The following is a 25,714-nucleotide window of genomic DNA, read 5'->3' on the forward strand; positions in this document are numbered from 1 at the left end:
TGGGCAAATCAGATGGCTTCTGCCACGCTGGCTTTGGACGTAATAAACTGCACTACCGCACGCGTCACCTCGGCGGTGTTGGCCGTGCCGCCGACATCCGGGGTCAAAATGCCTTTGGCGCAGACAAACTCGATGCCTTGCATAATCAGCGCCGCCGCGTCGCGCTCGCCGAGATGCTCCAGCATCTGCACTGCGGTCCAGAAGGTGGCGATCGGGTTGGCAATGCCTTTGCCGGTGATATCAAACGCTGAGCCGTGAATCGGTTCGAACATCGACGGGAAGCGACGCTCGGGATCGATATTGGCGGTCGGCGCCACGCCGAGACTGCCCGCCAGCGCGCCAGCCAGATCCGACAGAATATCGGCATGCAGGTTGGTGGCCACGATGGTGTCGAGGCTTTGTGGATGCAGCGTCATGCGGTGCGTCATGGCATCAACCAGCATTTTGTCCCACTGCACGTCCGGGAACTCCAGCGCCACTTCGGCGGCAATCTCATCCCACATCACCATGCCGTGACGCTGGGCGTTGGATTTGGTCACCACGGTGAGCAGTTTGCGCGGGCGCGACTGCGCCAGTTTAAAGGCATAACGCATGATGCGCGTCACGCCGACGCGGGTGAAAATCGCCACCTCGGTGCCGACCTCTTCCGGCAACCCGCGGTGTGCGCGCCCGCCGTTGCCGGAATATTCGCCCTCTGAGTTCTCCCGCACGATGACCCAATCAAGATCGCCAGGACCGCGATTGCGTAGCGGTGACGTCACACCTGGCAGGATTTTGGTGGGGCGCACGTTGGCGTACTGGTCAAAGCCCTGACAGATCGGCAGACGCAAACCCCACAGCGTGATGTGATCCGGCACGTCTGGTGCGCCAACTGCGCCGAAGTAAATCGCATCGAACTTCTTCAGCGTTTGCAGGCCCTCTTCCGGCATCATCACACCGTGTTGTTTGTAGTAATCCGAACCCCAATCAAAGGTCTCGACATCGAACTTCAGCTGCGGATCCTGGCGCGTCAGCGCGTGCAAGACTTCCACACCGGCCGAGATCACTTCCGGGCCAATACCGTCTGCGGGAATAGCGGCAATCGAATAGTTACGCATGTTGTTTCTCCAGATTAATGAGTATGAGGATGAGGAAGCTCGGCCGTTTGCGGCTTATTGCCGCTGGCAGAGAGCAGCAGAACCACGATGGCGGAGATCGCCAGCAGTCCCGCCACGAAATAGAGGCCCCAGCTGTAGCTGCCGGTTTGCTGGCGAATCACGCCAATCATCATCGTTCAGCCACTTCGCTTTTGCCGGACGATCGGTGAGGTAGAACAGCACCACAATGCCGAACAGCAGCGCTGGAATGGCTTCCAGCACAAACATCCATTGCCAGCCAGCGAAGCCCAGCAGGCCATGCATCTCCAGCAGCGCAGCAGAGATTGGCGAACCGAGCGCCGTTGAAAGCGGTGCGGCAGCCATAAAGATGGCGGTGATCTGCGCGCGTTTCGCCGCCGGGAACCAGTAGCTGAGATAGAGAATGATGCCGGGGAAAAAGCCGGCTTCCGCCACGCCGAGCAGGAAGCGCAGCACATAGAAGCTGGTGGTGCCCTGCACGAAGGCCATGCAGCCGGAGACTAATCCCCAGGTGATCATCACGCGGGCGATCCAGATGCGTGCGCCGACTTTATGCAGAATTAAATTCGACGGTACTTCAAACAGGAAATAACCAAGGAAGAAAATTCCGGCACCAAAACCAAATACCGTGGGCGAGAAACCTAAATCCTGATTCATGGTTAATGCAGCAAAACCAATATTGACGCGATCGAGAAAGGCGATGAAGTAGAGCAGCATGATGAAGGGCACAATGCGTAACGTCACTTTACGCATCACCCTTTTTTCGAGGTGAGAGTTCATATTAAAGTGCTCCAGATTGTGTAGGGGTAGTATTATTTTTTTGTCTTCGCGTTCAGTATGCAGTTTTGCTTTGGCGGATCATCAGGCGGGGATTATATAAAGTATTTGCATAATCAACAGGCGAGGGAAATGTGGATATAAATCAATTGCGTTGTTTTGTCGCCGTGGGTAAAGAACTCCATTTCGGGCGCGCTGCCCAAAGAATGGAAATGATGCCTGCGTCACTTTCTCGCTTCATCCGTTTACTGGAAGAAGACCTTGGCGTGCGCTTGTTAAATCGTTCGACGCGTAATGTTTCATTAACCGCCGAAGGTGCAATATTTTTTTATGAGGCCAGCAAATTAATCGATCAATTTGATGCGCTGGCGCAGCGATTTAAAGTGGGATTAAAAGATGAACGTCGGACATTACGCATTGGCGCCATCGATAGCGCCGCACGCGGATTAGTTCCGGCTTTACTCAACTTATTTGTGCCGCTGCATCCGCACAGTGATATTCATATTATCGAAGACAAAACCATTAATTTAATCCCGAAATTAAAATCGGGCTGGCTGGATATGATTTTTATTCGCGAACCGCAAAGTATCGATGCGTCTTTAGCGGTGCGCTTTATTACCCGTGAAAGCTGCGTGCTGGCGGTGCCAATTCAGCATGCGCTGGCGCAGCGCGAACAGGTGGCGGTGGCTGATTTTCAGCAGGAGGCGATGATTATTCCCGATCGCCGCATGCGCCCGCACAGCCACGATCTGACGATGAATTTGTTCAAACTGGCGGGACTCACGCCGCACATCGCGCAGTTCGCCGAAGAGAAACAAACCATTCTGAGTTTGGTGTCGGCCGGTTTGGGATTGGCCGTGGTGCCCGCGTCGTACCGCACGATGAATAGCGACAGCGTGCGCTATATTGCGCTGGATTTACCGGAACAGATTAAAGGTTTGCCGCTGAGCATTGCCTGGCAGAAGGGCAACGAAGACGGGTTTTTACTCGAGATGCTGCGGCTGCTGCATGAGAATGAATGTGAGTTGACGGAGAAGTTGTGATTTCCCTCTCCCTAACCCTCTCCCAGAAGGAGAGGGAATGATTAGGTGGGAGAAAATGCTGAATTCCGCAGAGGGCGGTTCCCTCTCCCTAACCCTCTCCCAGAAGGAGAGGGAATGATTAGGTGGGAGAAAATGCTGAATTCCGCAGAGGACGGTTCCCTCTCCCAGAAGGAGAGGGAATGATTAGGTGGGAGAAAATGCTGAATTCCGCAGAGGACGGTTCCCTCTACCGCCTGCGGGAGAGGGCTAGGGTGAGGGACAAAGCGCACTGTCCACCCAGTGGCTAATTCCCGCGACTCTCTCTATGATGAAAACTTTCCCGCGCCAATGTCGGGAGTGATCAATGAGTTAGGGAAAAATCGCGCGATGACCATTTTAAACGACCTGGATTTGCGGCAGCTGGAAGCCTTCTCGGCGGTGATCTCTGCCGGGAGCGTCACGGCAGCGGCGAAGGCGCTCAATCGCTCGCAGCCGGCGGTGTCGCGCTTGATTCAGGAACTGGAACAGTCGCTCGGTTATCCGCTGTTTATCCGCAACGGCCCGCGCATTCATCCCTCGGAAGAGGCGTTGCAGCTGCATCAATACGTGCAGAAAGCGCTGCTATCGTTGCAGCAGATTCGCCTGCGCGCGCAGGAGATCGCTCACCAACAGCATCGTCCGCTGAGTATTGCCGCCACGCCCGCGCTGGCGGCGGGGTTGCTGCCGCAGGCGCTGGCCGCACTCAATTTGCAGAACAAAGTGCAGATCATCAGCGAATCCGCGGTTAATACCGCGCATGCAGTGATCACCGCGGAGGCCGATCTCGGTCTGTGCAGCTTGCCGCTGGAGCATCATGCGGTGGAGCTACACTGGATTGGGCAGTCGCAGTGCGTCGTGGCGCTGCCGGAGAACGATGAGCTGGCGGCGCAAACGCGGCTGTCGCTCAGCAGCCTGGCGGGACGCCGTTTGATTGCGCCGTGGAGCCCGCAGCGTCTACGCGGGCGCTATGAAAAAGCGCTGAAAAAGGTCAAAACGCCGCTGCATGAAACCATCGAGACTAACTCCTCCGCCAACATTCTCGGCTGCGTGCGCGCCGGATTGGGCGTAGCGATTCTTGAGCCGGTGACCGGTTGGGGCATGCCGCTGGCCGGTGTGGCGATTCGTCCACTGGAGGAGGATATTCCGTACTACTTTGGCGTGATCACGCCGCAAGGGCGACAAATCTCCACCGCTGCACAGGCCTTGGTGGAGGCCTTAGCCGACGCTGCGGCCCATTTGCTACCGGGCTTTGAACGCCTGCCTGCCAGCGAGCATCCGCGCATTATGCGCCTGATTAATCAGGATTAAATAACAGTGCGGATATCAACAAGGTCGTCATAAATGACGCCCCTACAATAGCCTCGTGAACCTCTTTCACCCTAAATAGTGACGCCACTCGCAAACCCGTAGGGTCGCCATTTATGGCGACCGGCAGCCAGCTCCAGACCCGCTTATAACATTTTCGGCATAAGATATAAGAAATCCATTGGTCAAAAGCTGAGCGAGATTGTTGACTCCGTTTTAGGGCAAGAGGATTATGCGAAACCTTAGCTCTTACTATGTGATTTGGTGATTAATACCCACTAACTATGTGTTATCAGGATAATGAGAATGCATAGTCACCAACGCACTTTAGTGGTTTCGCCCGTTTGCTGGCCGCCGCTTATTTCAGGGAAAAACGTGTATGACTTATGCCGCCGATGGCCTTGCCGCGCTGGAAGCACAGCTGCAGCAGGATCTGGAATATCTTGAACTGCCCGCGAAATCCTGGGTGCCAGCGCGCACCCAGGATGGCGCACCGGTGCGTGATGTGGTGGTGATCGGTGCAGGCATGTGTGGCCTGGCGGCGCTGGCTAAACTGCAGCTTACCGGCATCAGCAACGTGGTGGCCTATGACGCCGCGCCCGCCGGGCTGGAAGGTCCGTGGGTGACCTTTGCGCGCATGGAAACGTTGCGTTCACCGAAGTCACTGCATGGCCCGGCGCTCGGCATGGCGCAGCTGACGTTCCGCGCGTGGTTCACTGCGCAGTGGGGCAAAGAAGCCTGGCAGGAGCTGGATAAAATTCCCAAAGCGCAGTGGATGGATTATCTGATTTGGTATCGCAAAGTGCTGAATCTGCCGGTGCGCAACAATGTGCGCGTCACCAATATTACCTTCGAAGGTGAGTTAATCGCGCTCGATCTCAGCGGTGCCGAAACCGGCCGGGTTTACACCCGCCGTTTGGTGCTGGCTACCGGACGCTCTGGCCTTGGCGGTTTTGCCGTGCCGGACTTCCTGCAGGGTATCGAGCGTACATTCTGGGCGCACTCTGCTGACGACATTGATTTCGCTGCTTTGCAGGGCAAACACATTGCGGTGATTGGCGCAGGTGCATCGTCGATGGATAACGCCGCCACCGCGCTGGAAAACGGCGCGGCTGCCGTGGATCTGCTGATTCGCCGCCCACAGATGCCGCGCATCAACAAAATGACCGGTATTGGCAGCCAGGGCGTGGTGCACGGGATGCATCAGCTGCCGGACGCATGGAAATGGAAGTTTGTGGATTACACCGCGACCACGCAAACGCCGCCGCCGCGTTCTTCGACACTGCGCGTTTCACGTCATGCCAATGCCCGCTTCTTCCTCAACTGCGGCATCAAAGCGGTAAAACAGCAGGCCGATGAGTTGCTGATCGAAACCACCCAGGGCCCGCTGCGCTACGACTTTTTGATTGCCGCGACCGGCTTTAGCAACGATTTCCACGGACGCCCAGAGTTTGCCGCCATCGCACCGCATATCCGCAGCTGGCGCGACGGGCGTTACCAGCCAGAAATGGGCGCGCCGCGCGCCAATCTGCTTGAAGCGCCGGATCTCGGTCCCGCCTTTGAGTTCCGCGAATTGACGCCAGGCGCGTGTCCCGGACTGGCGCATATTCACTGCTTCAACGATGCCGCCATGCTGACGCACGGCAAAGTCTCCGGCGATATTCCGGCGGTGAGCGCCGGTGCCGATCGTCTGGTGCGCGGCATCAGCGCGTCGCTGTTTGCCGAAGACGTCGAGCAGCATTACGCCAACTTACAGGCTTTTGACACCCCTGAATTGCAGGGCGATGAATGGGTGGATTCCACGCCCTTACTCAACCAGGAGAACGCGCAGTGAGTGACGCAATTGATCGCGCAGTCGGCTTAAACGCTGAAGATGCGCTGTACGGTACGCGCCGCCTGCGCCCGGAATTTGTTGATGGCGCAGAACAGTGCCGTGTATCGGTGCTGGCACCTAATGATGATCAGGGCTTAGCGCCGGATGTGCGTTTTGCGCTGGCGCAGCGCATGGCGAAGCTGAATGGCGATGCCGAGCTGCAACGCGATTACCAGGCGCAACTGGCGGCGTTGCAGCCATCAGACGCGCTGCTGGCGCTGGCGGCCGGTGCCAGCGATCTCGCCGAACCGCTGGCGACTATCGCGCGGCATGCCGATCTCGTCACGCAGCAGCCAATGAACGCCACCGAGCAGCACATTCGCCTGCTGGAACAGGCAGGATTGAGCAATCCGCAGATTGTGGCGCTCTCTGAACTGATCGCTTTTGTTAACTTCCAGACGCGCGTTGCGGCCGGATTACGTTTGTTGAGGTCTGCATGATTCCGTCGGTTAATCTCAAGCCGCTGCACTGGCACCCTTATATCGCGCCGGTCGAAGTGGCAGACGCCACGCCCGCGCAGCTCGATGCGATGAAAGTGACGCCATCGAACAAAAAGATCTCCGAGTATGTGCGCACACTGGCGCACGATCCCGACAGCTACGTGGCGCGCACCGTGCTGTTCAACGCCATTATGTATGTTGAGGGCGGGCTGGATCGTACGGATCGTGAACTCGGCGCGCTGGGCGCGTCGATCGTCAACGGCTGCAAATATTGCGCGGTGGTGCACGCACGCCGCCATGCGCAGCTGGCAGAAAGTGATGCGGTAGTCAGTGCGATTTACTTCGATCGTGCCGATGTGCTCGGCGAGCGTGATGCGGCGATCTACCGTTTTGCCCGTCGTCTCTCCGTCACGCCGTCAGAGGCCAGCGCTGAGGATATGGCGGCACTGCGCGCGGTCGGCATGAACGATCAGGAGATTATCGATCTGATCCACGCCATCGCCATTTTCGGCTGGGCCAACCGTCTGATGCATGTGCTTGGCCATGCTGACCTGAATAAATAGGGGCTGCTGCATGTTAGAACTCAACGATATTAAGCTCGCTTACGGCAGCACGCCGATCCTGAAAGGCGTCGATCTGTCGGTAAAACGTGGCGATGTGGTGTCGATCATCGGGCCAAGCGGCACCGGTAAAACCACGCTGCTGCGCTGCATTAACTATCTGGCGAAACCGGCATCCGGCACCATTCAGCTTGATCAGATTCGCATGGATTATCAGGCACCGGACAAAGCGGCGATCCAGGCGATCCGCCTGCGTACCGCGATGGTGTTCCAGCAGTTCAACGTGTTCAAAAACATGACGGTGCTGGAAAACGTGATGGATCCGCTGATCGTTATTCAACGCAAAAGCAAACAGCAAGCGCGCGACATCGCCGTACAGGAGCTGGAGCGCGTCGGTCTGGGCGCCAAGCTCGATCACTATCCGTCGCAGCTTTCCGGTGGCCAGCTGCAGCGTACCGGCATCGCCCGTGCGCTGGCGGTGCGTCCGGACGTGATGCTGTTTGATGAACCGACCTCATCACTCGATCCAGAGCTGGTGGGCGAGGTGCTGAAAGTGATTAAAGACGTGGCGTCGTCCGGCATCACCTCGCTGCTGGTGACGCACGAGATGCAGTTTGCCAAAAGCATCTCTAATCGCATCGTGTTTATGGATCAGGGCGTGGTGGCCGCGCAGGGCAGCCCGACTGAGATGTTTGATAATCCCACCCTGCCGCGCCTTGCTCAGTTCCTCAATTCAGAACGCGTATTCTAATAATTAAAGGAATCAACCACATGCCTGCAATCAAAACCACATTACGTCGCCTGGCCGCGCCTGGCATCATCGCGCTGGCACTGATCAGCGGTAACAGCTTCGCGGACGCGGTGCGCACCATCAAAATCGCTACCGCGGCGGAATCCAAACCGCTGTCGTGGGGCGCGATTGGTCACGAGCCGCAGGGCTACGAGCCGGACGTGCTGAAAGCCATCAACGCCAAACTGCCGCAGTACAAATTCGTCATGGAAGGTGCGGCGGATATCGCCCAGGAAACCGGCCTGGCGACCGGTAAATATGACATGGCGACCGGCGGTTATTACAAAGCGCCGACGCGCAGCAAACAGTTCCTGATCCCGGATGCGCCGATTGGTGCCAGCCTGATGAAGATCTACAGCCGCAGCGATAGCAATATCAACGGCATGAAAGATCTGGTCGGCAAAAACATCGTGCCGGTTACCGCAGGTGGCGGCGTGTACAAATTCGTGACCCAGTGGCAGCAGGACAACCCAAACGACAAGGAGGAGATCAAAGCGTCGAGCGCAGGCGTGCCGTATCCGGATCGTCTGAAAGAAGTGCAGCGTGGCAAATATGATGCGCTGATCCTGCCTTCTAACCTCGGCGAGCAGACGGTGATCGACAACCAGAAACTGGCGATCAAAGCCAGCGAGCCGGTTTCCATCAACAACACTTACGTGCTGATTCACCGCTCCGCTGAAAACCAGGCGCTGAACGATGACATCAATAAAACGTTGCAGCAGCTGAAGGCCGACGGCACGCTGGATAAGCTGGCGCAGAAGTGGTTTGGCGAAGACGTCACCAAGTACATGAAGTAACAGATTCACCTGAAGCCGCTGCGCCCGGTGCTGAGCCGGGCGTTGCTTCATTGTTAGCAGGAGTGTTTCACCGTGAATCTGACTTCGATGATTCCCGAGCTGCTCTCGGCGCTGCCGTTGACGCTCGGCATAATGTTTGTTGCGATGATCGTCGGGTTCTTCCTGGCGCTGATCGCCACCGTATTCCGCGTGCGCCGCATTCCGGTGATTAGCCAGTTTGTGGATCTGTACGTCTCTTACGCGCGCAGCGTGCCGGTGGTGCTGCAGCTGTTTGTCGCCTTTTATGGTCTGCCGCTGGTGGCTGAGCAGTTCGGCTTCAGCGATTTTGTCACCGCCAATATCGCGGCGATGATTGGCCTGAGCCTCTATCACGGCGGTTTTCTTTCGGGAGTGTGGGCCGGCGTTTCTTGCCGTGGAGCGCGGCCAGCACGACGCCGCCGACAGCATGGGCTACAGTTTCCGCCAGAAAATGCTGCGCATTGTCGGGCCGCAGGCGGTGCACTTCGCGCTGCCGGGTTACGGCAATGCGATTATCTATCTGATTCATAACGTGGCGTTGGTGATGTACATCGGCGCGGCGGATGTGATGGCGACCGCGCATCTGATCATGGAACGCGACTACAACCAGTATCAGTTCGGTACCTATCTGGTGCTGGCGGTGCTCTATTCGCTGCTGTGCGGCGTGGCCTGGTTGATTATCCGTTTCTTCGAACAACGTCACGCGAAGTACAGCTCGAAAACCGCTGCACGCGTGAAATTCACCAGCGTCTGATAAGGGGGAGCAACCATGTTTGATCTTGAGGTTTTGCTGCCGGACTTCTGGAGCATTCTCGATGCGGTGCCGGTTACGCTGCTGATGGCGGTGACGGTGTTTATCTGCTCGACGCTGCTCGGCGGGCTGTTCGCTTTTGTGGAGCATCGCCGCATTCCCGTGCTGCGCCAGCTGGTGATCGCGTACAAAATCGCCTTCAAAGGCGTGCCGATGGTGGTGGTGATTTTCCTCGCCTATTACGGTTTGCCGCCGGCGCTGCACTATGTCGCTACCCTGTTTGGCGTGGAAGTGAATGCCCACTCGTTGCCGAACTGGGTGATCATTATCGTCGCGCTGAGCGCCTGCGTAGCGGCGTTCCAGGCGGAAGTGTGGAAGGGCGCGCTCAATTCGTTTGATAGCGGCCAATCGGACGCTGCACTGTCGCTTGGCTACAGCGGCGGCCAGCTGTTCCGTCGGGTAATGTTTCCGCAGATTATTGTGGCGGCGATCCCCGATCTGGCGAACGCCTTTATGGTGATTATGAAAGCGCTGTCGCTGGCGTTTGCTATTGAAGTGGTGGATATCTTCGCTCAGGCGCAATTGACCGCAGCGCTGAATTTCTACTACCTCGAAGCCTTCCTGATTGCGGTGGTGTTCTACATGGTGATTGCGTACGTCGTCACTAAAATTGCCGACAAGATTGAGGCGGCGCTGCGGGTGCGGACCTAAATCCTGGTCGCCATGAATGGCGACCCTACAAAACCCGCATAACCAATCACGTAGGGTGCGCATTTATGCGCACCTTTTTTATCGCCATCATAACTTTCATTCTGCAAGTTACTTGCAAAATGAAAGTCACTCTGTAACAGTATTCGACACCAAAACAATGTCGGATATCCAGCCTTGAAAAACCAACCGCTTTGCAACATGCCTTGTCCCGTCGCGCGCAGCCTCGGCCGTATTGGCGATGGCTGGAGCATGCTGATCATGCGTGATGCGCTGGCCGGTTTTACCCGCTTCGATGAGTTCCAGAAAAGCAGCGGCGTGGCCCCCAACATTCTGTCGCGTCGGCTAAAAGAGCTGGTGGAGGATGGCCTGCTGCAGAAGGTGTGTTACAGCACCAGTCCGGCGCGCTACGAATATCATCTCACGCCGATCGGGCGCGATTTTCGCGGCGTGATTCTGGCGCTGACGGAGTGGGGCAGTACGCACTTTTCGCCGGAAGGTCGCCAGATGCAGCTGGTGGAAACCGCCACTCAGCGTCCGGTGAAGATGCAACTGGTCGATAGCGAAAATGGTCAGCCGCTTAGCCTGGACAAATATCAGATGGTACCCGGCCCGGCGGCGGTGCCGATGATGCACTATCGCCATGACTATCTGCAGAAAAAACGCGCTGGAGACAACGCAGTGAAATTCGCGCCGCCGATTCTTTGATGTAAAGCCGGCGGTTTAAAGGAGTTATTTATGAGCAAACGTATTGTAATCACCGGCATGGGGCTGGTCTCGCCGCTTGGCTGCGGCACGGAGGCGGTGTGGCAATCGCTGCTGGCGGGGAAATCGGGCATCAGCGCCCTACCGCCAGAGATGGTGCAGGATATCGCCTGCAAAGTGGCGGGGCAGGTGCCGACGCTGGAGCAGGATGCGCAGCACGGCTTTAATCCCGACGGCATCATTGCCGCCAAAGATCGTAAGAAAATGGATCGCTTTATCGAGTTCGCGCTGGTGGCCGCCCATGAAGCGCTGGCGCAGGCCAACTGGTCGCCGCAGGATGTGACGCAGCAGCAGCGCACCGCCACGGTGATCGCCACCGGCATCGGCGGCTTTAACGAAATCGCCAATGCGGTAGAAACCACCGCTGCGCGTGGGCCGCGTCGGCTGTCGCCGTTTACCATTCCTTCGTTTCTCGCCAACCTCGCGGCGGGACACGTCTCGATTGCACATGGCTTTCGCGGGCCGATTGGCGCACCAGTAACCGCCTGTGCGGCCGGGGCGCAGGCGATTGGCGATGCGGCACGACTGATCCGCAGCGGCGAAGCGGATATTGCGCTGTGTGGCGGCGCTGAAGCGGCGATCCATCGCGTTAGCCTGGCGGGATTTGCCGCGGGGAAGGCGATGTCGGGCGGCTTTAACGATCATCCTGAGCAGGCTTCGCGCCCGTTTGATCGTGACCGTGACGGCTTTGTGATGGGCGAAGGCGCGGGTTTGCTGGTGATTGAATCGCTGGAACATGCCCAGGCGCGCGGCGCCACACCGCTGGCGGAGCTGGTGGGTTACGGCACCAGTGCGGATGCTTACCATCTCACCGCCGGGCCGGAAAATGGCGAAGGAGCGCGCCGGGCGATGGAAACCGCGCTGGCGCAGGCCGGGATTTCCCCTGCTGAGGTGCAGCATATTAATGCGCATGCCACCTCGACGCCGGTGGGTGATAAGGGTGAGCTGGCGGCGATCGCTTCACTGTTTGCCGGCAGCCAGGTGGCGATCACCTCAACGAAATCGGCCACCGGGCATCTGCTGGGTGCGGCGGGCGGCGTGGAAGCGATCTTCTCGATTCTGGCGCTGCGTGACCAAATTGCCCCGCCAACCCTGAACCTGCAACATCCGGATGAAGCGGCGGCAGGGCTGAATCTGGTGGCGTTGACCGCACAGCCGACGGCGATGACCTATGCATTATCCAACGGCTTTGGTTTCGGCGGGGTGAATGCCAGTTTGCTGTTTAAAGCCTGGCGCTAGCGCAGATTTATCGCGATTCCCTATAATGGGGCGAAGATATTTTGCCAGAATCGCCAACTTGACCACTGAAACCTCAACCCAGCAGCTGGCGGAAGAACTCCGCCAGCTTGTCAGTCATCTGGTGCGTAATGTGCGTGTAGCCACGGCGACCGTACGCACGTCGCAATATGAAACCCTCGATCTGCTCGACAGCCATCAGGCGCTCTCCATCGCGGACCTCGCGCGACTGCGCGGCGTGAAGCATCAAAGTATGCGTCTGGTGATTAACGAGCTGGAGTCACAGGATTTGGTGCTGCGGCAAAAAAGTGCGCTGGACGCGCGGGCCCAGGTGATCGTGCTGAGCGATCGGGCACGCGCTGCTTTGGCCGCCGCACGTCAACAGCGCGCTGAGTGGATTGCGGCGCGCATTGATGATCGGCTTAACGAGCACGATCGCGACGATCTGCAGCAAGGCCTGGCTGTGCTGCGCAAGTTGCTTTAGCCGGGCGGATTGGCGCTGCGTAGCTGATTGATCACCGCCTGCAGCGTATTCATGCCCCAATGTTCGGCGTATTTCCCCGCTTCGATCCGCACCATATCGATCACCGCGATCGTCACCGCTAGACCGGTGGGTGCGATCCCCATCAGCGATCCGCTGTGTATGCCGCGAATAGTTTTACGCGTGGTGACCCAATCACGTTCGGCGATTTGATCCTCAATCTGCACCTGTAGTTCTGAGAAAGCGGGACGCAGGATCTGATCGAAAGTGTGCCACAGGCTTTCGCGATCGTTAGGCGCGCCGGCAGGTGCGGAGCGGTTGATAAAGTTTTCTGCGACGAGTTGCTCGAACGCCTGGCGATTGCCGTCGGCAATCACCTGCTGATTGAAGCGGCGCACTATGGCTTTGTTCTGTTCTGACATGCTGATTCCCCTCTGAATATATACAGTTTAACTGTATATATTTAACGGTAAGCGGGGGAAGGGGTGTTAGTTATGTTGTGCTTTGTGCGGAGTTTACTGCGAATAGAGTCTGCTGCGTGCTGATGCCCTCACCCCAGCCCTCTCCCACAGGGAGAGGGAGCAAAAAGTGCCCTTATCCGCGTAGAAGAGGGAGGTGCTGGTGTAATGATGGAGTTAGATAAGGTTAGATGGGGCGTGGTCGGTTCCCTCTCCCGCGGGCGGGAGAGGGTTAGGGTGAGGGGAAAAACGCACCAAACTCAGCGCTTACCCAGCGCTTCCCACAGTCCCAGCAAATAGGTGGTGCCCAGCGCGCGGTCGTATAAACCATAACCGGGACGTCCGGTTTCGCCCCAGATAAAGCGGCCGTGATCCGAGCGAATGTAGCCATCGAAACCGTTGTCATGCATTGACTGCAGCACTTTATACATATCCAGCGAGCCATACTCGGTTGGGTGCGCGCACTCGTAGAAATCTTTGTCCTGAATAATCTTGATGTTACGCACATGGGCAAACGGAATACGTTTGCGGCGCGAGAACTCAGCCAGAATGGCGTAGACATCATTGTTCGGATCTTCCGCTATCGATCCGGTGCACAGCGTTATGCCGTTGGCTTCAGAATCCACCACGTTACAGATCCAGTCGAGATCGTCGCGGTTTTTCACCACGCGCGGCAGGCCGAAGATCGAATACGGTGGATCGTCCGGATGAATCGCCATCTTCACGCCAACCTCTTCACACACCGGGATCACCGCTTGCAGGAAGTAAGCGAGATTCTCACGCAGCTTGTTGTCATCCACATCTTTATATTGCGCAAACAGATCCTGCACTTTCGCCAGACGCTCAGGTTCCCAGCCCGGCAGGGCGAAACCGTTTGAGTTGCCTAACACTTCCTGCACCACTTCATCGAGGCTCTTATCAATGCCTTTCTTCTCGAAAGCCATGGTGAGCGAGCCGTCTGGCAGCACGTAGTTCATGTCGGTCTTCATCCAGTCGAACACCGGCATGAAGTTGTAGCAGATCACTTTTACGCCGGCGTCCGCCAGGTTGCGGATGCTCTGCTTATAATTTTCGATATAGCGATCGCGGCTGGGCAGGCCAATTTTGATATCGTCGTGAATGTTAACGCTTTCGATCACTTCGACGGTTAATCCGGCGGCATGCACCTGCTCAACCAGCGCGTTGATCTTATCGACCGGCCAGGTTTCACCCACCGGCACGTCGTACAGTGCGCCAACCACGCCGCGTACGCCCGGCACCTGGCGAATATATTCCAGCGAAACTTTATCTTCTTTCGGACCAAACCAACGCATTGTCAGTTGCATAATGTCATCCACCGTTATCGTGTCTGTGATAACTGATAAACTACCATTCTAGTAAACATCATGACAGCGTGACGCATGGAATATGCCTTGATCCGCGTCACAGAACACACTTTATCCCCGCCGGTAGAGCCTTAATGCTGCACCACCAGATCATTGAAATGATCTTTGTATTTGAACAACTCCAGATCGGATCGTAAGCCTAATTTGCGCAGCGCGGTCTGTTTTTGTCCGCTGATGGTTTTGCGACTGCGCGCATATTTGACCGCGATCTGCGTGACGCTTAAGCCATCCAGATAGCAGCGGATCACTTCGAGTTCACGAGGGCTCAGCTCGCGCAAGATCAGCGTGATCTCATCACCCATCTGGCGCGGCAGCAGGTAGTCATGCATTTCGCGATCGCTTTCGTGGAACTTATCCATCTCCATCAACATGTCGGCGGTGAGAAAACGCTTGTTGCGACACACCTGATGCAGCGCGGTAATCAACACTTCCTGGTCTTCACTTTTACCAACAAAGCCTTGCACGCCGGCTTTCAGCAGCAGCTGCACGATGGCCGGTTTCTCCACCGCCGAGGAGACCAGAATTTTCAGTTCGGGATAGCGCACGCGCAGCTGTTTAACCATCTGCAGGCCGTCGAGCTCGTCCTCGCCGAGCATGTAGTCAAGCACCAGCACATCGACCGTATGGCGCTGTAAAAACGCCATCAGCTGCTGGCGCTGGGAGAAAGCACCCGCCAGGTCCAGATCGGCCTCCTGCGCCAGACGATACTGAATGGCTTTACCGATCAGCGGATGATCGTCTAAAACCGCCACCTGCCAGATTGCACCTTCTTTCATGAGTTCACCTCTTCATTGTCACTGGTTTCTAATGCGCGCTGGAACAACGTATTCAGCTCTGCCACTGCGGTGACAACCGCGGGCAGATGGTGTTGTAGTTGCGCACTGTCGTGTTGTTCTGCTGCCTGTTCGCTGGCGAAGCAGCTGTGCTGTAGGGCCTCGGCATGCAGCAGTTTGGCGCTGCCGAGCAGTTGATGTGCGGCATGACGCGCGCTGGCGAAATCCTCTTCGTCTACTGCTTGCTGTAACTGAGCGAGGTCGCGCGCATTTTGCTGCTGGGCGGTGATCACCAGATCGCGCCAGGCTTGCGGATCGTTGGCCGCCAGATTTTCCAGCGTTAACAAGGTGTCATGGCGGGGTTGATGCGTCGGCGCGCCCGTCACCACCTGCAGCAGTTGCGTGCGCTCCAGCGGTTTAAACAGGCAGCCATTCATACCGGCTTGGGTAGCGAGTTGCGCGACGCGCTCTTCCGCCATCGCCGTCAGGCCGTAAACCGGCACGGCACGACGATTGAGTAATTTCTCCTCGGCGCGCAGCTGACGCGTAAAGGCGAAGCCATCCATGCCGGGCATGTTGCAGTCGGTGATTACCCGATCGAGTTCATGTTCGCGCCACAGGGCCAGCGCCGCTTCGCCGCCGTCGGCCACCAGCACATGATGTCCGGCGTAACGCAGCTGCTGGGCCAGCAGCATGCGGTTGGTGGCGTTGTCATCCACAATCAGCATGCGCAGGGCAACCTGAACGCTCGAATCCACCTGCGGCGTTTCTGCCTCGGCTGCAGTTATCGTGGTGGGTTGAGCGGTGAAACGCAGCATAAAGACGCTGCCGGCATCGGGTTCGCTCTCCACGTGCAGCTCGGTGCCCAGCATTACCGCCAGGCGGCGACAGATATTCAGTCCAAGTCCGGTACCGCTCACGCGATTCGTGCCCTGATCAACCTGAATAAAGGGTTCGAAAATCGCCTGCTGCTGTTCAGGCGTGAGACCAACGCCGCTGTCACACACTTCCAGCACGTACTCGGGTTTGCTGATATCAGCCTGATACAGCGCCACTTCCACTTCGCCCTGCGCGGTAAACTTAATGGCATTACTCACCAGGTTCGCCAGAATCTGCTTTAGCGCCACCGCATCGAACAGCACGCAATCCTGATCGATCTCCAGCATCACCTTGAGTGCCAGGCCTTTATTGTGCGCAACCTGGCGGAACAGCGCTTCGGTGTCGTACACCACATCGCTCAAGGACATTGGCATCAGGCGGATGCTGAAGTGGCCGGATTCGATTTTCGCCAGGTCGAGAATATCGCCCACCAGTGACAGCAGTGAGCGCGAGGATTGCCACGCCAGATCGATGTTCTTCTGCCTTTGCTGTTGATCGCTCTGACCCAAATGTTCGATCTCCAGCAGGCCAATCAGGGCGGCGAGCGGTGTGCGGATTTCATGGCTCATGTGCGAAAGGAAGGTACTTTTGGCTTCGCTGGCACGCAGCGCCGCTCGTTTCGCTTTGCGTACATCATCCAGCAGCGTTTCGATGTAATGCAGCTGGTTGCTGATTTCCCGCTCGTGCTGACGCTGTTTCGCCAGCGAAGATTTGAGTAAATGGTTGCGCCACAGGAAAAACAGCAGGCAAGCACCCGTTATCGCGACAATGCGTAATATGTAGCTGCGATAGCTTTGCCACGAGGTGCTGGTGGCTGGCGGCGTGTATTTAATCCAGCGCTCCATCAGCGACTGCAGCGTGGGTTGGGGAATATCGGACAGCGCTTTATTGAGAATGGCAATCAAGTGCTCATCCGCCGCGTTGGTGGCCATCGCCATGCGAAACATCGGCAATGGCGCCACAAATGCCACTTTGAAGCGATCGTTAAAGTGATTGTTGAGTAGATACTGCGCCGACTCATACGGCACGATAAAGCCGTCTACCTGCTTCTCCTGCAGTTGCCCGAGTGAATCAATCGAGACGGCGTTTTCATTGAAATCGATCTCTGGCCAGCGACGACGCAGGTCAAAGCGATAGTAAGAGCGCTCATAAATGCCGATACGTTTGCCCGCCATCTCATCAAAGCTGCGCCAATGGCTGTCGCTGCGGGTCATCACCACCCAGGGAGAATAGATATAAGAGCGGGTGTAGCTGATGTGCTGACTTTGCTGCGAGGCGGCATCGCTGACCACAATCAGTGAATCCCGCTGATTCACCAGCGCATCGCGCATGTTGGCCAGGCCTTGCATCGGCTGGTAGTGAAAACGGATGCCGGTGCGCTGCGAGATCAGTTTTAGCAGATCGACGCTCAAGCCCGCCACGCGCTGCTTTTCATCAAGAAAGGTGAAAGGCAGATGCATGGGATCGTATTTGACGGTGATATCGCGATGCTGCGCCAGCCAGCGGGCTTCTGCTTCAGTAAGATCCAGCGGATGATTTTTTACTACGGATTGATAATCCAGCCCCCAGGCTTCGGCGATTTGTACCGCATTGCGCAGCGGGATATTGATCAGGATTTCGTTGATCGCGGCGATCAGCGTTTCGTTGCCGGCGCGGGTGGCAAAGCGCGCGTCGACATCATTGGTATACGGCGTGCTGTGTGCTTCGATGATGTTCTGCAGGCCGCGCTGTGACAAATAGCGCTGGGTAGCGGAATTGCTCCAGAACACCGCGTCTTGCTTAAAGGCAGTATCGGTGTAGGCCCACAACGGGGGCGAGGCCGGGATTAACGTCGCCTGCGGATAGCGCTGGTGCAGCAGCGCTTTCAGTTCGTCATCGCCGTAGTACATCAGCTGATAGCGGCTATCTTTCAACTCGCGATCAAACTTTGCTTGGCGACGGCTGATCAACACACTTTGCGCCAGCGAATAGGGAATGCTGAGCGCCAGTTTGGTCTGGTGATTGGCGGACTGCGGGTAGTAAGGAATTAAATCGACTTGCTGATTATTCAGTGCATCAACCAGCTCTATGCGGCTATCGAATTTTTTGATCTCTACCGGCAGGTTCAGCGTTTTGGCGATGATGGCGAGATAGTCGGCCGACAGGCCTTCGAAGGCATCTTTTTCCAGCTCAACCGAATAGGGCGGCAACGAGTGGCTCCAGATGCCAACGCGTAACACCTTATGGCGCGTTTGCCATTGCTGACTGGCAGGATTCAGGGTGACTTCCGGCGCCACTAAGCCATAACGCGGTGTGAAATTGAGCGGGGATGCACTCCAGGCAGAGAGGGAAAAGCCCAATAGAAAAATCATGCTTAGAATGCGTTTGCCCACGAATCAGTTCTCAGTCATCAATGCCTGCGTCATGCACGGCCAGCGTGGCGGTGCAACCTATCGACGCGACTTCAATGCGCCAGATGACTTCTCACAGCGGCACGCAGCGCAACAATAATTAAATAAAACTAAGAATTTTCTTAGTTTCGTATTAGGACGGTTTGTTATGAAAAAGCGCAGCCGCGCACGAGAAGGGGAAGTGATGTACTTATGGCTGGTACTTAATTAAGTTAAGTCAGCTGTTTTTGCTGCATAGTTTCGACGTTACTCCTGAAGTCGGCGCAATTTACCGCTGCTAATCGGCTTTTCATTTGTTTTATTTACAGAAACTTCCTGGCAGGCAAAATAGCGCTTATTTCCTCTCCCTCAGCCAATCATGTCCGAAGAAGCGCTGCGTCAGCAGATTCAAAACCTGAAAAAGCATAATGCGCGATTGAAGCGTATAGCGCATGACGCGCGTAACAAGCTGAGTGCAGCGCTGGACGGAACCGGTCTTTGTTTGTGGCAGCTGGATATTCCCAGCGGCAAGCTGGTGATCTTTAATCGTCGCTGGGGCGCAATGCTGGGTTTCCAGCCAAAAGAGACCAAAGCGCAGTTCGACGTGTGGCGCGAACGCCTGCATCCGGACGACGCTGACGAAGTGCTGAAAGCCTTTTACGATCACATTGAAGGGCGCGCGCCTTACTACGAAGCGCTGCACCGCATGCTGGGCAAGAATGACCAGATTAAATGGGTGCTGGATCGCGGGCGCGTCACCGAATGGGATGAGGCAGGCAACCCGATCAAGGTCACCGGCACGCACATTGATATGACCAAAGAGAAACAGTACGAAGCGCAGCTCTCGTCTTTGGCGCATCACGATCCGCTGACCGGGCTGACCAACCGCCACGCGTTGCACACGCAGTTCAGCAAGCTGAAAGCGTTGGGACCGCTGTGTGTGGCGTTTATTGATCTCGACAACTTTAAACACGTTAACGACACGCTGGGACACCGCAGCGGCGATGAGGTGCTGATTCAGCTTAGCCAGCGCATCATCGACGTGGTGCCCCCGAACGTGGTGATTGGCCGCCTGGGCGGCGATGAGTTTGTGCTGCTGATGCCGTTTCTTATCGACTATCCCAAAGTGCGGATTATGCTGCAGGCGGTGCTGGATGCGGCGCTGACGCCGTTTGATATTGATAACGGTCATGCGCAGATTGGTGCGTCGATTGGTATTGCCCAGGTGCAGGAGCGTGACGGTTTTGATGATGCGCTGACGCGTGCCGATGAGGCGATGTATCAGATTAAGAAGAACGGTAAGCAGGGGTTTGGGTTGGCATCCTCTGCGCTTTGATGCCCTCACCCTGGCCCTCTCCCACAGGGAGAGGGAAATGCTGCCATATGCAATAACGTATTCGCTCGATCGGTTCCCTCTCCCGCTTGCGGGAGAGGGTTAGGGTGAGGGCACCAGCCCGCAGAGGACTAAAACGCAAAACACGAACAGCCCAGCGCGCCCCAGAACGCATTATTATCCGACACCGGCACCGATGACTGGCGTGCGACATCGTGCGAGTGACTATGCACGCCGCACGGTCCGCTGCACTGATGCACTTTCGGCATCATCGCGGCGCGGCCATTGGCCTGCGGCGGGGCGCTGCGATAGTGGCCTGGCACCGTTACCACCGGCGACCACTCGGGCAGCACCGGCACCGGCGGCGGTGACAGCGGCGTGAAGCCACCCGCGGCATACACCACTTCGCCATCCACCAGCGTCAACACCGATTCAATGCCTTTGATCTCCTCTTCCGGCACGCTGAAGAAATCTTTCGACAGCAGCACCAGATCCGCCAGCTGGCCGACTTTGATCTCGCCCTTAGCGCTCTGCTCATTGGAGAACCAGGCGCTACCTTTAGTCCACAGCATCAACGCGGTTTCGCGGTCAATGCGTGCATTATCATCGTACAGTTGCATGCCGCCGACGGTGCGACCGGACACCAGCCAGTAGAGCGCGGTCCACGGGTTGTAGCTGGCGACACGCGTGGCATCGGTACCCAATCCTACCGGCACCCCGGCTTCCAGCATGCGCGCCACCGGCGGCGTCTGTTTTGCTGCCTCTTTGCCGTAGCGATCGACAAAATATTCGCCCTGAAACGCCATACGATGCTGCACCGCCAGGCCGCCGCCGAGCGCCTTCACGCGTTCAATATTGGCTTCGGTGATGGTCTCCGCGTGGTCGAAGAACCAGTGCAAGCCGTTAAACGGAATATCGCGGTTCACTTTCTCGAAAACGTCGAGCATGCGGCTAATCGATTCGTTATAGGTGGCGTGCAGGCGGAACGGCCAGCGGTGTTCCACCAGATGGCGCACCACGCGCTCCAGCTCATCTTCCATGCCGGGCGCTAAATCCGGACGCGGTTCGAGAAAATCTTCAAAATCGGCGGCTGAGAACACCAGCATTTCCCCGGCGCCGTTGTGACGCAGGAAATCGGTGCCCTGGCCGGGCTTCAGCATATCGGTCCAGCGTTCGAAATCCTGCAGTTCATGGCCGGGATTCTGGGTGAAAAGGTTGTAGGCAATGCGCACCGTCAGCTGCTTTTTGGCATGCAGTTCGGAAATCACATCGTAATCATCTGGAAAGTTTTGGAAACCACCGCCGGCATCGATAGCGCTGGTCAGGCCGAGGCGATTTAGCTCACGCATAAACTGACGCGTCGAGTTCACCTGCTGCTCCAGCGGCAGTTTTGGACCTTTCGCCAGCGTGGCGTACAGCAGCATGGCGTTGGGACGGGCGATCAGCATCCCGGTTGGATTGCCGTTGCTGTCGCGCTGAATCTCGCCACCCGGCGGGTTCGGCGTGTCTTTGGTGTAACCCACCACGCGCAGCGCGGCGCGGTTGAGCAGGGCGCGATCGTACAGGTGCAGGATAAATACCGGCGTGTCAGGCGCGGCGGCGTTGATCTCATCCAGCGTCGGCATGCGGCGTTCGGCAAACTGGAACTCGGTCCAGCCGCCGACCACGCGCACCCACTGCGGCGACGGCGTGCGCAGCGCCTGGTCACGCAGCATGCGCAACGCATCCACCAGCGACGGCACGCCTTCCCAGCGCAGCTCAAGATTGTAATTCAGCCCACCGCGAATCAGGTGCAGATGCGAATCGTTGAGGCCAGGAATACCGGTGTGACCTTTGGCATCAATAATTTGTGTGTCACTTCCGGCGAAGCGCATCACCTCGGCTTCACTGCCGACCGCGAGAAATTTGCCGTCTTTAATTGCCACCGCTGTGGCCAGCGGATTGGCACGATCTACCGTGTGGAACTTGCCGTTAGTGAAAATCAGTGAGGCCGTTGTCATGGTTTTTCTCCAAAAGATTTCGCATTGCGTGGCTGAGTCAGTGTTAAAGCGCTTGCTTCGTTGGTTAAAAAAATACGAAATGAGAGCAGTTATTGATAACGGATTGTTTTTGGTTTGTTGTTCAACAAATTTTGGGGAGGAGGGGCAATGCGTTTAAACCTTGAGGCGCTGTTGATTCTGGACGCGCTGGATCGCCACGGCACCTTTGCGGCGGCGGCCGCGCGACTATTCAAAACCGCCTCGGCATTGAGTTACACCGTGCAGAAGATGGAGAGCGACCTGAAAATCACGCTGCTCGATCGTTCTGGTCATCGCGCCACCTTTACGCCGACCGGGCGCCTGATGCTCGATAAAGGGCGCACGCTGCTGCGCGCGGTGAATGAACTGGAACAGCAGGCGCGCTACGTGGAGAGCGGTTGGGAAAGCCAGCTGGTAATAAGCGTAGATGCCTCCGTGCCGTTTAGCCTGCTGACGCCGTTGATTGATGCGTTTTATCAGCAGCATCCACATACCCAGCTGCAGTTCCGCCAGGACGTGCTCTCCGGCTGCTGGGAAGCGCTAAACTATGGCGAAGCGGACATTGTCTTTGGCGCGGTGCAAGAGCCCGCCACGCGCAAAGAGATCGTCTGCCAACCGCTGGGCTGGCTGGAATACGTGTTCGCGGTTGCGCCCGGGCATCCGTTAGCCAGTGCAGCGGAGCCGCTGCAGCGCGAACTGATTCGCCAGTATCGCGCCGTCACCGTGCACGACTCCTCGCGTCACGGGGCGGGCGTTGATTTACGCGTGCTGGATGAACAGAAAACCTTGAACGTGCACGATTTCCCCACCAAGCTGCAGGCGCAGCTGGATGGCCTTGGCTGCGGCTATTTGCCGCTCTATCTGGCGCGTCCACATCTGGCAAGTGGGGCGCTGGTGGCGCGCCAGCTGGATAGCGAATGCCGTCGCGATATGGCGTACCTGGCATGGAACGAAAGCGCCTGCGGTAATGCCGCCACCTGGTGGCGTGAGCATCTCCTCACGCTGCCAGGTTTGCATGATATCTACCTGCCCGCGTAATCAGATGGCGATATGGTGGCTGACCTGCGGGGCATCTTCGCCCTGATGATATTGCAGCACCGCCTGTTGCAGCGCAGCATCAGCGTGGGAAACGCGCTGGTGCTGACGCAAATGCTCCTGCCACGACTCCACCAGAAACCACTCCAGCAGCGCGTTGGGGTCGTCGGTTTGCGCCATCAATCCCCATGAGTAAGCGCCATCGCGGCGGCGTGACTGCGCCAGCTTATGGATAGCCAGTTTGAACGCGGCGCGATCTTCTGGCATCACGCGATAGCGAATCTGAATCAATACCGGCCCCTGACGCACATCGAGGTTGGCATCCACCTCCGGTTCCACCCAGTGCAGCGCGGGCTGCAGATCGGCTTCACCGGCTGGCAACACCAGACGTTTCAGCAGCAGCGCGCTGATAATCAGGCCCGCTCCGGCGATCAGCAGCGTATTGGCCAGGCCGATATGTTGGGCGATTAAGCCCCATGCCAGGCTGCCGCCCGCCAGCGTGCCGTTGAACACCATCAAATAGACCGCTAAACCGCGACCGCGCACCCAATCGGGCAGCACCGCTTGCGCGACGCCGTTCAACGTCGTGAGCGCGATAATCCAGCCCACGCCCAATACCAGCATCAGCATCAGCGCCAGCCACTGCGGCGGACTCATGGCTAATCCCAGCATCACTAGTGCGCTCAGCACCGCAGAGAGCAGCAGCAGGCCATCATGACTCATTGAGCTGCGCAGACGCGGCAGCAGCAGCGCGCCGGCAATGGCACCGCCGCCCACCGCGCCGAGCAGCAAGCCGTAGAAGCCAGCGGTGCCTTGCAGCATGTTGCGGGCGACTAACGGCAGTAACGCCCAAATGGCGCTGGCGAAGGCGAAGTACAGCGCGGCACGCAATAACACGCGGTGCAGATCGTGGCTGGCGCGCACGTAACGCAAGCCAGCACGGAACGCGCCGAAGAAGTGTTCATTCAGCTCGGTTTTTGCTTTCGCTGGACGCTTCCAGTACAGCAGCGCGGCGATAACGAAAAAGTAGCTCGCCACATCCGCCCCGTAGGCCGCCATCGCCCCGAAACTGGCCAGCAGTAACCCGCCCGTGGCTGGACCGATGGCGCGCGCGATGTTGATGCCGAGCGAGTTGAGTGCCACGGCGTTTTTCAACTCATGACGCGGCACCAGCTCCGGCACAATCGCCTGCCAGGCAGGACCAAACAGCGCTGCGCCAATCCCGCCGACGAAGGTCAGCCCGATTAACCATTCGACGGTCAGCCAGTGGTTATGCGACAGCAGCAGCAGGGTGCCGCTGACGCTGGCCATTAATATTTGCACTACAATCAGCAAGCGGCGGCGGTCAACAATATCTGACAGCACGCCCGCGGGCAGCGCCAGCAGGAACACCGGCAAGGTCGCAGCGGTTTGCATCAGCGCCACGGCGGTGGGGTTATCGGATAAGCCGGTCACCAGCCAGGCGCTGGCGACATCGCGGATAAAGCTGCCGGTATTGCCGAGTACCGAGGCGGTCCAGATCAGGGCGAATAGCCCGTAACCGAAGGGAGAGAAGGCACCGCTGCGCGGCGTGGCTGATTGGGGCTGGCTCATCATCATGTTCCTGTAAGAGTGCGATGTAAGCACCTTACGAAGCCTGCAGTCTGCTTGATAGCGGAAAAAATCCATCAACTTGTCCAGGCTTTTTTAACAGCGCTTGAGCCGCAAAAAAGATTGAACAAGTTGTCAAAATCTCTGCTTTAGGTTTTTCCCCTCGCTCGATGTAGTTTGATTGGCAGACACAACATCACTCACTTACGGAGCAAAAAACATGAGCACATTCAAGACGAAAGACGGCGTTAACCTCTATTTTAAAGATTGGGGTAAAGGTCAACCGGTGCTGTTTAGTCACGGCTGGCCGCTGGATGCCGATATGTGGGATAGCCAGCTGAATTTTCTGGCTGAACGTGGCTACCGCGTCATTGCTTTTGACCGTCGCGGCTTTGGTCGCTCCGAGCAGCCGTGGGAAGGCTACGACTACGATACCTTTGCCGATGATATTCAGGGTCTTATTGAGCATCTGCAGTTGAATGAGGTGACGCTGGTGGGCTTCTCAATGGGCGGCGGCGATGTGTCGCGCTATATCGGGCGTTACGGTACGGAGAAAGTGAAAGGGTTGGTGCTGCTGGGCGCGGTCACGCCTATCTTCGGTAAAACCGCCGATCATCCCGAGGGCGTTGAGCAGTCGGTGTTTGATGGCATTAAAGATGGCTTACGTAAAGATCGGGCGCAGTTTATCAAAGAGTTCGCTACGCCGTTCTATGGCATCAACGCTAGGCAAACAGTTTCTGACGGCGTGCTGACGCAGACGCTAAATATTGCGCTGCTGGCATCGCTGAAAGGCACTATTGATTGTGTGACCGCCTTCTCCGAGACCGATTTCCGCGCAGATATCGCTAAGGTTGATGTGCCAACGCTGGTGATCCATGGCAGTAACGATCAGATCGTGCCGTTTGAAGCCACCGGTAAACTGGTGCATGAACTGATTAAAGGTTCGGAATTGAAGGTTTACGAGAACGGCCCGCATGGCTTTGCGGTGACGCATCAGGATCAGCTGAATGCGGATTTGCTGGCGTTTTTACAGAAGTAAGGTGCGGTTTTTCCCTCACCCTAACCCTCTCCCGCAGGCGGGAGAGGGGACTAATCCAGCGAATACGTTATGACTGTCTGCTGCAATATTTAATCTTCTCACCCCTAATTATTCCCTCTCCTGCAGGCGGGAGAGGGGACTGATCCAGCGGATACGTT

General features: G+C 57.1%; 21 protein-coding genes and 2 pseudogenes. 15 read left to right on the forward strand and 8 right to left on the reverse strand.

Features of this window, described 5'->3' with window-relative positions; genetic code table 11:
* Positions 1-8: 8 nt before the first annotated feature.
* Positions 9-1,097: a tartrate dehydrogenase gene (locus tag AC790_RS01075; protein ID WP_007893079.1), complete on the reverse strand. Its 1,089-nt coding sequence runs from the start codon at positions 1,095-1,097 to the stop codon at positions 9-11.
* A gap of 14 nt (positions 1,098-1,111) precedes the next feature.
* Positions 1,112-1,895: pseudogene (locus tag AC790_RS01080) on the reverse strand (MFS transporter).
* Between the two features lie 131 nt (positions 1,896-2,026).
* On the opposite strand from AC790_RS01080, the gene AC790_RS01085 reads away from it, so the two are divergent.
* The 12 genes and pseudogenes from AC790_RS01085 (at position 2,027) to AC790_RS01140 (ending at position 12,680) form a co-directional block, all read left to right on the forward strand.
* Entirely contained in the window at positions 2,027-2,935 is a 909-nt protein-coding gene (locus tag AC790_RS01085; protein WP_049850673.1) for a LysR family transcriptional regulator, read from the forward strand.
* Between the two features lie 366 nt (positions 2,936-3,301).
* Positions 3,302-4,261, forward strand: coding sequence for a LysR family transcriptional regulator (locus tag AC790_RS01090; RefSeq protein WP_193372792.1), 960 nt, complete (start codon positions 3,302-3,304; stop codon positions 4,259-4,261).
* A gap of 376 nt (positions 4,262-4,637) precedes the next feature.
* Complete coding sequence (locus AC790_RS01095; RefSeq protein WP_049850674.1) at positions 4,638-6,092, forward strand: NAD(P)-binding domain-containing protein; 1,455 nt, start codon at positions 4,638-4,640, stop codon at positions 6,090-6,092.
* Positions 6,089-6,571 (forward strand): CMD domain-containing protein, encoded by a 483-nt coding sequence (locus tag AC790_RS01100; protein WP_007893093.1) that lies wholly within the window; start codon positions 6,089-6,091, stop codon positions 6,569-6,571. Before AC790_RS01095 ends, AC790_RS01100 begins: the two co-directional genes overlap by 4 nt.
* A complete protein-coding gene (locus AC790_RS01105) occupies positions 6,568-7,134 on the forward strand; it encodes a peroxidase-related enzyme (RefSeq protein WP_049850675.1) in 567 nt (188 codons plus the stop codon). The genes AC790_RS01100 and AC790_RS01105 overlap by 4 nt, the downstream gene beginning before the upstream one ends.
* Before the next feature lie 10 nt (positions 7,135-7,144).
* Positions 7,145-7,882, forward strand: a complete 738-nt coding sequence (locus AC790_RS01110; RefSeq protein ID WP_049850676.1) for an amino acid ABC transporter ATP-binding protein — start codon at positions 7,145-7,147, stop codon at positions 7,880-7,882.
* Positions 7,883-7,902: 20 nt separating this feature from the next.
* The gene (locus tag AC790_RS01115; protein WP_049850677.1) at positions 7,903-8,718 is read left to right on the forward strand and encodes a transporter substrate-binding domain-containing protein; all 816 of its coding nucleotides are present in this window, start codon (positions 7,903-7,905) and stop codon (positions 8,716-8,718) included.
* Between the two features lie 87 nt (positions 8,719-8,805).
* Positions 8,806-9,490, forward strand: a pseudogene (locus AC790_RS01120) (amino acid ABC transporter permease).
* Between the two features lie 15 nt (positions 9,491-9,505).
* Positions 9,506-10,198, forward strand: a complete 693-nt coding sequence (locus AC790_RS01125) for an amino acid ABC transporter permease (RefSeq protein WP_007893102.1) — start codon at positions 9,506-9,508, stop codon at positions 10,196-10,198.
* 174 nt (positions 10,199-10,372) lie between these two features.
* Entirely contained in the window at positions 10,373-10,903 is a 531-nt protein-coding gene (locus AC790_RS01130) for a helix-turn-helix domain-containing protein (RefSeq protein ID WP_049850678.1), read from the forward strand.
* 30 nt (positions 10,904-10,933) lie between these two features.
* Positions 10,934-12,199, forward strand: coding sequence for a beta-ketoacyl-ACP synthase II (gene fabF / locus AC790_RS01135; protein WP_049850679.1), 1,266 nt, complete (start codon positions 10,934-10,936; stop codon positions 12,197-12,199).
* 58 nt (positions 12,200-12,257) lie between these two features.
* Positions 12,258-12,680, forward strand: a complete 423-nt coding sequence (locus AC790_RS01140; protein WP_235440714.1) for a MarR family winged helix-turn-helix transcriptional regulator — start codon at positions 12,258-12,260, stop codon at positions 12,678-12,680.
* On the opposite strand, the gene AC790_RS01145 is transcribed toward AC790_RS01140, so the two are convergent.
* From AC790_RS01145 to AC790_RS01160, 4 genes are all read right to left on the reverse strand, one after another.
* A complete protein-coding gene (locus AC790_RS01145; RefSeq protein WP_049850681.1) occupies positions 12,677-13,099 on the reverse strand; it encodes an ester cyclase in 423 nt (140 codons plus the stop codon). The genes AC790_RS01140 and AC790_RS01145 overlap by 4 nt on opposite strands.
* A 296-nt stretch (positions 13,100-13,395) precedes the next feature.
* On the reverse strand, positions 13,396-14,460 hold the full coding sequence (uxuA, locus tag AC790_RS01150; RefSeq protein WP_036622076.1) for a mannonate dehydratase: 1,065 nt from the start codon (positions 14,458-14,460) through the stop codon (positions 13,396-13,398).
* 131 nt (positions 14,461-14,591) lie between these two features.
* The gene (locus AC790_RS01155; RefSeq protein ID WP_049850682.1) at positions 14,592-15,296 is read right to left on the reverse strand and encodes a response regulator transcription factor; all 705 of its coding nucleotides are present in this window, start codon (positions 15,294-15,296) and stop codon (positions 14,592-14,594) included.
* On the reverse strand, positions 15,293-18,523 hold the full coding sequence (locus tag AC790_RS01160) for a transporter substrate-binding domain-containing protein (protein ID WP_235440715.1): 3,231 nt from the start codon (positions 18,521-18,523) through the stop codon (positions 15,293-15,295). The genes AC790_RS01155 and AC790_RS01160 overlap by 4 nt, the downstream gene beginning before the upstream one ends.
* 397 nt (positions 18,524-18,920) lie before the next feature.
* Between AC790_RS01160 and AC790_RS01165 the strand changes: the two genes are divergently transcribed.
* Positions 18,921-19,877, forward strand: coding sequence for a sensor domain-containing diguanylate cyclase (locus tag AC790_RS01165; RefSeq protein WP_049850684.1), 957 nt, complete (start codon positions 18,921-18,923; stop codon positions 19,875-19,877).
* 128 nt (positions 19,878-20,005) lie between these two features.
* On the opposite strand, the gene AC790_RS01170 is transcribed toward AC790_RS01165, so the two are convergent.
* Positions 20,006-21,874 (reverse strand): amidohydrolase, encoded by a 1,869-nt coding sequence (locus tag AC790_RS01170; RefSeq protein ID WP_049850685.1) that lies wholly within the window; start codon positions 21,872-21,874, stop codon positions 20,006-20,008.
* A 147-nt stretch (positions 21,875-22,021) separates the two neighbouring features.
* Here AC790_RS01170 and AC790_RS01175 point away from each other — a divergent pair, with 147 nt between their 5' ends.
* Positions 22,022-22,930 (forward strand): LysR substrate-binding domain-containing protein, encoded by a 909-nt coding sequence (locus tag AC790_RS01175; RefSeq protein WP_049850686.1) that lies wholly within the window; start codon positions 22,022-22,024, stop codon positions 22,928-22,930.
* Here the strand turns inward: AC790_RS01175 and AC790_RS01180 are convergent, their stop codons facing one another.
* A complete protein-coding gene (locus AC790_RS01180) occupies positions 22,931-24,520 on the reverse strand; it encodes an MFS transporter (protein WP_049850687.1) in 1,590 nt (529 codons plus the stop codon). It abuts the gene before it with no gap.
* Positions 24,521-24,737: 217 nt separating this feature from the next.
* On the opposite strand from AC790_RS01180, the gene AC790_RS01185 reads away from it, so the two are divergent.
* Entirely contained in the window at positions 24,738-25,556 is an 819-nt protein-coding gene (locus AC790_RS01185) for an alpha/beta fold hydrolase (RefSeq protein ID WP_049850688.1), read from the forward strand.
* Positions 25,557-25,714 lie beyond the last annotated feature (158 nt).

The organism is Pantoea sp. RIT-PI-b, assembly GCF_001187905.1.
Lineage (GTDB): Bacteria > Pseudomonadota > Gammaproteobacteria > Enterobacterales > Enterobacteriaceae > Pantoea > Pantoea nemavictus.